Annotated in this window: 5 protein-coding genes; 4 read left to right on the forward strand and 1 reads right to left on the reverse strand. The window is 64.3% G+C overall.

The features are described 5' to 3' along the window. From ACTS2Z_RS05165 to ACTS2Z_RS05180, 4 genes are all read left to right on the forward strand, one after another. Nucleotides 1-538 (forward strand): enoyl-CoA hydratase-related protein (locus ACTS2Z_RS05165; protein WP_442572157.1); only part of this gene is annotated, 538 nt, incomplete at its 5' end. Nucleotides 539-599: 61 nt separating this feature from the next. Continuing rightward, nucleotides 600-1,991: a serine hydrolase domain-containing protein gene (locus tag ACTS2Z_RS05170; RefSeq protein ID WP_442572158.1), complete on the forward strand. Its 1,392-nt coding sequence runs from the start codon at nt 600-602 to the stop codon at nt 1,989-1,991. Next, complete coding sequence (locus tag ACTS2Z_RS05175; RefSeq protein WP_442572159.1) at nt 1,988-2,299, forward strand: GNAT family N-acetyltransferase; 312 nt, start codon at nt 1,988-1,990, stop codon at nt 2,297-2,299. The genes ACTS2Z_RS05170 and ACTS2Z_RS05175 overlap by 4 nt, the downstream gene beginning before the upstream one ends. A gap of 205 nt (nt 2,300-2,504) precedes the next feature. Beyond that, entirely contained in the window at nt 2,505-4,004 is a 1,500-nt protein-coding gene (locus ACTS2Z_RS05180) for a UbiD family decarboxylase (protein WP_442572160.1), read from the forward strand. A gap of 218 nt (nt 4,005-4,222) precedes the next feature. On the opposite strand, the gene ACTS2Z_RS05185 is transcribed toward ACTS2Z_RS05180, so the two are convergent. Then, nucleotides 4,223-4,432, reverse strand: coding sequence for a hypothetical protein (locus ACTS2Z_RS05185; protein WP_442572161.1), 210 nt, complete (start codon nt 4,430-4,432; stop codon nt 4,223-4,225). Nucleotides 4,433-4,570: the final 138 nt, after the last annotated feature.

Raw genomic sequence — 4,570 nt, forward strand, 5'->3', positions numbered from 1 at the left:
CATGCCGCCGGTGGAGCGCTTCATGCGCGCTTTGCTGGGGGCGTCCAAGCCTGTCATCGGCTGCGGCGACGGGCTGGCCATCGGCATTGGCGTTACCCTGCTTCTGCATTGTGATCTCGCCTATGCGTCTGACCGCTCGGTCTTCAAGACGCCCTTTGTCGATCTTGCACTCGTGCCGGAGTTCGGCTCCAGCGCGGTCCTGCCGGGCATGGTGGGCCGGGTTGTTGCCTCGGAACTGCTGCTTCTGGGCGAAAGCTGGAATGCGGACCGTGCCGAGGCCAAAAGCCTCATCAATGCAGTCTTCCCGGCAGGCGAGCTGGAGACGCAAGTCATGAAGCGGGCCCAGGCGCTCGCCGCCAAGGCACCCAACGCCGTGCGCAAATCCAAGGCCCTCATGACCAAGGGCGTCGAAGGCATCTACACCCTGATGGCCGAGGAAGGGGCGGTTTTTGCTGCCCAGCTGGCATCTGAGGAATTCAAGGAGGCCGTAACGGCGTTTCTGGAGCGCCGCCCGCCGGACTTTTCAAGATTCGGATAGGGCTTCGGCCAAGGTCCGGCTAAATTGGGCCTGACGGGGAAAATCGGGGGGAGTGAAGCTGATGAAACGCGTTCTGGCCGTCCTCGGCAGCATTATCGTTCTGGCCGTACTGGGTGGCTGGATATTTCTCTCCACCTCGTCGATCGGACGTATCTACCTGCCCACCGGCACCGGCATCACCGCCAAGCAGACCTGCTCAATGATGTTTGTGTCCGGTCTCGATCCGGTCCGGGCGCGCGCCCTCTATACCGACCCTCTGCTGGGTGATTTTGCCTCTCTGGTCCGGGTCGATATTGACGAAGAGGCCCGCACGGTCAGTGCCTCTGCCCTGGGCTTTCTGGGACGCCAGAGAGCCGTCTATCGCGAAGGGCTGGGCTGCACGCTGGTCCATGGCAGCGGCGATTTCGATGCGGCGCTGTCCTTGCCCGAACGCCCCGCCGATACGATGACGGTCGACAGCGCCCACCGGGATGCACATTTCGACTCGAACGCCCTTGAAGCGGCGCTGGACGCGGCTTTCACCGATGATGGCCGCAACACGCTGGGCGTGGCGATCTTCCATCAGGGCCGCCTGGTGGCCGAGCGCTATGCCGACGGGGTGACGGCCGAGACACCGCTGCACGGCTGGTCAATGACCAAGTCACTGGCTGCGACCATGGCCGGGGTGCTGGTCGAGCGCGGCCTGATCGACATCAACGCAACCGGTCAGGTTCCTGCGCTGGCAGAGGCCGGACGCCCGGAAATCACGATTGACCATCTCCTTCGCATGACCGGAGGACTGGCGGGCTACGAGCTGAATGACGGCACCGACCCGAACTCGCAAATGCTGTTCACGCAGTCGGACATGGCCCGCTATGCGGCAACGCGCGAACAGATCGCTGCGCCGGGCGAACGCTGGGATTACCAGTCGGGCAATACCGTGCTGGCCGGCTCGGCGCTGGAGCCACTGATGGGGGATGAGCCCGCCGGAGAAGTAGCCAATCTTCGCGAATGGCTGTTCGATCCGCTGGGCATGAACAACTCCATTGTGGAGGCCGACGAGGCCGGCACGCTGCAATGGTCCAGCTACATGTATGCCAGCGCACGCGACTGGGGCCGGCTCGGCCAGCTCTATCTCGATGGCGGACGCGCGCCGGACGGCACGCAGATCATTCCGGAAGACTGGATCGACTATGTGCGCCAACCCACGCCCGGCTCGGACGGCGATTACGGCTCCGGCTTCTGGATGTTCGAGACAGGCCTGCCCGAAGGCAGCTTCATGATGAACGGGTTCCAGGGCCAGATTGCCTTCATCATCCCGGCGGCGGAGATGGTGGTCGTGCGCCTTGGCGCCACGAACTATCGCAGCTCCGGCTCCATAGCGCTTGCCAACGCAGCCCTGGCCGCACGCCTGCCCGAACAGCCTGCCCAGAGCCTGACTGAGGAAACCCCCACCGAGGACGCCGGACAATGAGCGACACGCCTGACTTCACCATCACCGAGGAAGTTTCCGGCTCCAAGGGCCGCTATGTGGCCAGCGCGCACGGCCTTCCCGATGCGGAGATGACCTATTCCATCCTCAACCCGCAAATGATCATCATTGACCACACATCCGTCCCCGATGAATGGCGCGGCAAGGGCGTCGGCAAGGCGCTTGTGGAGCGAGGCGTTCTCGATGCACGCGCCCGGGGCGTGCGCATCGTGCCACTCTGCCCGTTCGCGAAAGCCCAGATCGAACGTCACCCCGAATGGCAGGACGTGCTGGGCGGCAAGGCGAAATAGCGCGAGACCGAAATAGAAACGGGCCGGCGGTGGGGGGTGCCGGCCCGTTCCGTCAAGGAGTTGCGCCGAAAGGGGGTATCGGCACAACCTGAGTAGATGCGCGTGAGCCTTTACACCCTCTTACACATCTGGCGCACATGGCCGCACTGGCAGGCGCGCATCTGCGCGCTATAACCGGTAGGCGCAGTCAGCCGGGACACATGCCATGGCCTATAAATCCTTACGCGAGTTCATGGCCCTGCTGGAGGCAGAAGGCGAGCTCAAACGCGTTGCGCGCCCGGTCTCCACCCATCTGGAGATGACGGAGATCCAGACTCGCCTGCTCGCGAAGGGCGGCCCGGCCGTCCTGTTTGAAAACCCGGTTCACGCCGATGGCCGGGCGAGCGAAATGCCCGCCCTCGTCAATCTGTTCGGCACGGTGGGCCGGGTTGCGCGCGCCGTCACCATGGGCGGCGAGCCGCGCCGAACCGCGGCAGACCTGCGCGAGGTTGGCGAGCTTCTCGCCTTCCTGCGCCAGCCCGAACCGCCGCGCGGCCTGAAAGACGCGCTCGACATGCTGCCGCTGGCAAAGACCGTGATGGCGATGCGCCCCGGCACGGTGAAGAAGGCGCCGTGTCAGGAAATCGTTCTGACCGGCGATGACATCGATCTGGACCGCCTGCCCATCCAGGGCTGCTGGCCGGGCGAGCCCGCGCCGCTGATCACCTGGCCGCTCGTCGTCACCAAAGGCCCGTCAGAGGACAAGCAGGACGATTTCAATCTGGGCATCTACCGGATGCAGAAGCTGGGCAAGGACCGCACGCTGATGCGCTGGCTGAAGCATCGCGGCGGCGCACAGCATTACCAGCGCTGGAAGGGCGCACGGCCCGACCCCCTGCCCGCAGCCGCCGTGCTCGGCGCTGATCCCGGCACCATCCTGGCCGCCGTCACGCCGGTGCCCGACACGCTGTCTGAGTACCAGTTTGCAGGCCTCTTGCGCGGCCGCAAGGCCGAACTGGTGCCCTGCAAGACCGTGCCGCTGAAAGTGCCGGCCGAGGCGGAAATCGTGCTGGAGGGCCATGTCCTGCTCGATGAGGACGGACCGGAAGGCCCCTATGGCGACCATACCGGGTATTACAACTCGGTCGAACGCTTCCCCGTCTTCCAGATCAGCGCCATCACCATGCGCCGTGATCCGATCTACCTCACCACCTTCACGGGCCGTCCGCCGGACGAGCCGAGCGTGCTGGGCGAGGCGCTGAACGAGGTCTTCATCCCGCTCATCCGCCAGCAATTCCCGGAGATCATCGACTTCTGGCTGCCGCCGGAAGGGTGCAGCTATCGCATCGCCGTCATCTCGATGAAGAAGGCCTATCCTGGCCACGCCAAGCGCGTGATGCTGGGCGCGTGGTCATACTTGCGCCAGTTCATGTACACCAAATGGGTGATCGTGGTGGATGACGACATCAATGCGCGCGACTGGAAGGATGTGATGTGGGCCATGTCCACCCGCATGGACCCGGCCCGCGACTGCACCATCATCGAACATACGCCGATCGACTATCTCGACTTCGCCTCGCCCGTGTCCGGCCTCGGCTCCAAGATCGGGCTTGATGCCACGAACAAGTGGGAAGGCGAGACAACCCGCGAATGGGGCGAAAAGCTCTTCATGGAGCAGGAGATCATCGACCGCGTCGACGCGATGTGGGGGGAGCTGGGGCTTTAGCTTCCGTCCGACGTTTCACCGGCCGCAAGCCGGTGACCAGTTTTTTTTCTGGTTCCCGGCGTGCGCCGGGAAAACGCATCTGAGACGTTCAACGCTCGTCATGCCCGCGCAGGCGGGCATCCAGAAATCGTGGAGCGAGGACATTGCCAAGCGGCTCTGGGTTCCCGCCGGAGTCCATCCCCGCGCAGGCGGGGACGGGAACGACAAGGAGAGTGTAGTTACCCCCCGCCCTTGTCATCAGAACTGACGGCGACATTGGTCTGGTTGCGGCGGCGGGCAAGGCCCGCCCCGCTGGCAAGCGCGATGCCGCCAATCAGCACCACGCCAATAATGATCCATTGTACCGGCACGCCCAGAAGATGCGCGCCATAGCCCAGCGCACCCAGCGCCAGGATCGTACTCACGACAAATATCGAAAATGCCCGCATGCCTGCTCCTTCCCTGTTCGGCAAGGAAAGTAACGGGCGGGCGCGGGGGTGGTTCCGCTCCCGGGTCGCTCAATGCCTCGTCACCCCCACGAAGGTGGGGGTCCAGAGATCACATGGCGAAGGCACCGAAAAATCGCT

The sequence above is a fragment of the Glycocaulis sp. genome (assembly GCF_052168375.1).
Lineage (GTDB): Bacteria > Pseudomonadota > Alphaproteobacteria > Caulobacterales > Maricaulaceae > Glycocaulis.

What these genes read in the sequence shown, in the direction of transcription:
- ACTS2Z_RS05170 (WP_442572158.1), top strand. Translation starts at nt 600, where the DNA reads ATGAAACGCGTTCTGGCCGTCCTCGGCAGCATTATCGTTCTGGCCGTA.
- ACTS2Z_RS05175 (WP_442572159.1), top strand. Translation starts at nt 1,988, where the DNA reads ATGAGCGACACGCCTGACTTCACCATCACCGAGGAAGTTTCCGGCTCC.
- ACTS2Z_RS05180 (WP_442572160.1), top strand. Translation starts at nt 2,505, where the DNA reads ATGGCCTATAAATCCTTACGCGAGTTCATGGCCCTGCTGGAGGCAGAA.
- ACTS2Z_RS05185 (WP_442572161.1), bottom strand. Translation starts at nt 4,432, where the DNA reads ATGCGGGCATTTTCGATATTTGTCGTGAGTACGATCCTGGCGCTGGGT.